We start from the raw sequence: 2,978 nt of genomic DNA on the forward strand, positions 1-2,978 counted from the left end.
GCTGGCAAGCGGGTGGCCCTGAAGGACGTGAAGGTGGGCCAGTCGGTCAAGGCGCTCGGATTTGGCGACAGCCTCACCGATCTGGTCGCGATCGACGTCGTGATCAGCTCGCCCCAGCCCGGCAAGACCCGCTGACTCCACCCCCCCGCTCAGCCATTCCCCAGTGATCCCGTGAAAGCCCTCCCTAACAATCGGCCGGTCGCCGGCCGAGCGATGCTGGCCGCACTTCTGCTCGTCCTGGCGACAGCAGGTACGGCCGCAGCTCATGGCCTCGGAGGTAAGGATGCGGCGTTCGTAGCCGGAACCTCCGGGCCGGACATCATTCCGTTCCTCTATCTCGGCGCCAAGCACATGGTGACCGGATACGACCACCTCCTGTTCCTGCTTGGCGTCATCTTCTTCCTTTATCGGTTCAAGGACGTGGCGCTGTACGTGACCCTGTTCTCGGTCGGGCACTCGCTTACCCTGCTGCTGGGAGTCCTGGGCGGGATCGAGATGAACCCGTACGCGATCGACGCGATCATCGGGCTCTCGGTCGCCTATAAGGCCTTCGACAATCTGGGCGGCTTCCGCACGGTGTTCGGCGTCCAGCCGAACACCAGGGTGGCGGTGTTCGGGTTCGGCCTGATCCATGGCTTTGGTCTTGCGACCAAACTTCAGGCGCTCGAGCTCCCCCAGAATGGCCTGCTCATCAACATGCTGGCGTTCAACGTCGGTGTGGAGATCGGCCAAATGATCGCGCTCACCCTCATGCTGGCCCTGATCCTCATCTGGCGCAGCCTGCCCGGCTATCGCCGCCTGTCCACCGCCGCCAACGTTCTCCTCATGACGGCGGGATTTGTCCTCATTGGCTTCCAACTCGGCGGCCTAGTTTATGGAGCTTCGGCTTGATGTCAGAATCCAAGCCTCTGCCGGACGCGCTCAATCCTACGTCCCCTTCCAAGGGAACCCTGCTTCTCTCGGTGATGGCGGCGGCGGCCACCGCCGTCGTGATCGTCTTCGGCGCCGTCCTGCCGGCCGAGTACAACCAAGATCCGCTGGGCCTTGGGCGCGCGACGGGGCTGTCACGGCTCTGGGCGCCAAAGGAGGAGATCGTCGCGACCGGGACAGCCGGCGCTCCTGCGGCCGTCCGACAGTCCTCGACATTCCGAACAGACACCTTCGAGATACCGCTGGCCGCCAACGGCGATGAAGCGCGGGGCAACGCCCTGGAGTTCAAAGTGCGTGTGCCCAAAGGGGCCACGCTCGTCTACAGCTGGGAAGCCGTGGGGTTGCCCGTCCCAGAGGACCTCATGTTCGACTTCCATGGGCACACCGTCGCCGCCGAGGCGACGGGCGCCGTGAAGGTGGCGGACTATGAGAAAGGCAGCGGGGCGCAGGCCCATGGATCCCTCGTCGCCCCCATTGATGGCATCCACGGATGGTACTTCCGAAATCGGTCCGACAAGCCGATCAAGGTGCGCGTGACGCTCTCCGGCTTCTACCAATTGGTTCCGGCCGGAGAGGAGGGCAACCTCGCGCGCATCGAGCCGCAGGCGACACAGCCAGCGGCTAGCTGATCGTCGGCGAGTGGGGCGTTTGCAATTGTGACGTCGCCGCGAGGTGGTGCGGCATGCCCCCGCTGACGATATCTACATCGAGAGCGGGCCGGCGATCGCGCTCGGTCCCGCCGCCTGGCGGCTCCCGCGGGCGCGCCGCCTCAAGCGCGCCTATTGGGCGCCGCCGTCCCGCTCGTCGGCGCGTCCCGCCACGCGCCGTGCGCGGGCTCCTTGCAGCCTCACTTGGGGATTCTAGTGTCAAGGCTATCCGCCGACCGCCCACGTTCTGCATAGAGGGACTGGATCAGCGGACAGCCTGGGTCCTGCTCAGCGTCGCAGGCCCGGACGGAGTCAGCCAGGACCCGCTCCATGCGCCTCAGGTCGGCGATCCGCGCTCGGACGTCCGTCAGGTGCGACGCGGCGAGGGTCCGCACATCGGCGCAGGAGGCTTGCCCGCCACCGGCCAGGCCCAGCAAGGCGCGCACCTCGTCCAGCGTGAAGCCCAGCTCGCGGGCCCGACGCACGAAGCCCAGCCGACCGACGTCGTCCGCGCCATAGCTGCGATAGCGGCCGCGCCGAGGCGGGGCGGGCATCAGGCCGATCCGCTCGTAGTAGCGGATTGTCTCGATATTGCAGCCCGTGCGGCGTGACAGCTCGCCGATCTGGATCGCCTGGTCGGTCATCGGAACGTGACTTTCGATTGGGGCTTGAGTCTGTAGCCACTACAGATGGCATCCTCGTTCTCATGGCGCCAGGAGACGATGACATGACGGCGAGTAGCGGGATTCGAGCACGACCGGATGGGGATGGCGGGAAGCCTGCCGAGACCGCCCTGAGCTGGGCCGCCGTTGTGGCTGCGGCGGGTGCGGTCTTCGCCTGGGCCGCCTGCTGCGTCCTGCCGATGTCCCTCGCCCTAGCCGGGCTGGGCCTCGGAAGCTTTGGATGGATCGCCGGTCAGCGGACCTGGATCACGTTCGCCGCGCTGGGCGTGGTCGGCGTGGGTTGGGTCCTGACTTGGCGGCGTGCCCGGCTGTGTCGCACCGACGCCGCCTGTCGCGCACCTTCACGCCTTGGAACCGTCGTGCTCGGCGTGGCCACCGTCCTCATCATTCTTGCCCTAGTCTGGCAGCCGATCGTCGAGCCTTGGGCGCTGTCCCTGATCCGGAGCGCCCGCGGATGAGCGATGTGCAGATCGAGGCCCGTTCGACACTCACCTGTCCGCAGTGCGGCCACCGGGTGACCGAGACTATGCCGACCGACGCCTGCCAGTACTTCTACGACTGCCAGGGCTGCGGCGCCGTCCTGAAGCCGAAGGCCGGCGATTGCTGCGTCTACTGTTCCTATGGCGACGTGCCTTGCCCGCCGATCCAGGAGGGCGGCGGCAAGGCATGCTGCGGCTGAACAGAGCCGGAAAGTTTTGACTTTGGTCGGGCGAGTTTG

At 66.5% G+C, this 2,978-nt stretch carries 5 protein-coding genes; 4 read left to right on the forward strand and 1 reads right to left on the reverse strand.

From position 1 onward, the window contains the following. The first annotated feature begins 213 nt into the window (after positions 1–213). Positions 214–891 (forward strand): HupE/UreJ family protein, encoded by a 678-nt coding sequence (locus Q7T84_RS10930; RefSeq protein ID WP_304808677.1) that lies wholly within the window; start codon positions 214–216, stop codon positions 889–891. After that, a complete protein-coding gene (locus Q7T84_RS10935; protein WP_304808669.1) occupies positions 891–1,559 on the forward strand; it encodes a hypothetical protein in 669 nt (222 codons plus the stop codon). Before Q7T84_RS10930 ends, Q7T84_RS10935 begins: the two co-directional genes overlap by 1 nt. A 218-nt stretch (positions 1,560–1,777) precedes the next feature. Here Q7T84_RS10935 and Q7T84_RS10940 read toward each other — a convergent pair whose 3' ends face one another. Beyond that, positions 1,778–2,221, reverse strand: a complete 444-nt coding sequence (locus Q7T84_RS10940) for a helix-turn-helix domain-containing protein (protein ID WP_304808671.1) — start codon at positions 2,219–2,221, stop codon at positions 1,778–1,780. An 83-nt stretch (positions 2,222–2,304) separates the two neighbouring features. Here Q7T84_RS10940 and Q7T84_RS10945 point away from each other — a divergent pair, with 83 nt between their 5' ends. Next, positions 2,305–2,718, forward strand: a complete 414-nt coding sequence (locus Q7T84_RS10945) for an MFS transporter permease (RefSeq protein WP_304808673.1) — start codon at positions 2,305–2,307, stop codon at positions 2,716–2,718. Then, positions 2,715–2,939 carry a GDCCVxC domain-containing (seleno)protein gene (locus Q7T84_RS10950; RefSeq protein ID WP_304808675.1) on the forward strand — a complete coding sequence of 75 codons (225 nt, stop codon included), beginning with the start codon at positions 2,715–2,717 and terminating at the stop codon, positions 2,937–2,939. The genes Q7T84_RS10945 and Q7T84_RS10950 overlap by 4 nt, the downstream gene beginning before the upstream one ends. Positions 2,940–2,978 lie beyond the last annotated feature (39 nt).

This window comes from Phenylobacterium sp. (genome assembly GCF_030654915.1).
Lineage (GTDB): Bacteria > Pseudomonadota > Alphaproteobacteria > Caulobacterales > Caulobacteraceae > Phenylobacterium.

What these genes read in the sequence shown, in the direction of transcription:
- Q7T84_RS10930 (WP_304808677.1), top strand. Translation starts at nt 214, where the DNA reads ATGCTGGCCGCACTTCTGCTCGTCCTGGCGACAGCAGGTACGGCCGCA.
- Q7T84_RS10935 (WP_304808669.1), top strand. Translation starts at nt 891, where the DNA reads ATGTCAGAATCCAAGCCTCTGCCGGACGCGCTCAATCCTACGTCCCCT.
- Q7T84_RS10940 (WP_304808671.1), bottom strand. Translation starts at nt 2,221, where the DNA reads ATGACCGACCAGGCGATCCAGATCGGCGAGCTGTCACGCCGCACGGGC.
- Q7T84_RS10945 (WP_304808673.1), top strand. Translation starts at nt 2,305, where the DNA reads ATGACGGCGAGTAGCGGGATTCGAGCACGACCGGATGGGGATGGCGGG.
- Q7T84_RS10950 (WP_304808675.1), top strand. Translation starts at nt 2,715, where the DNA reads ATGAGCGATGTGCAGATCGAGGCCCGTTCGACACTCACCTGTCCGCAG.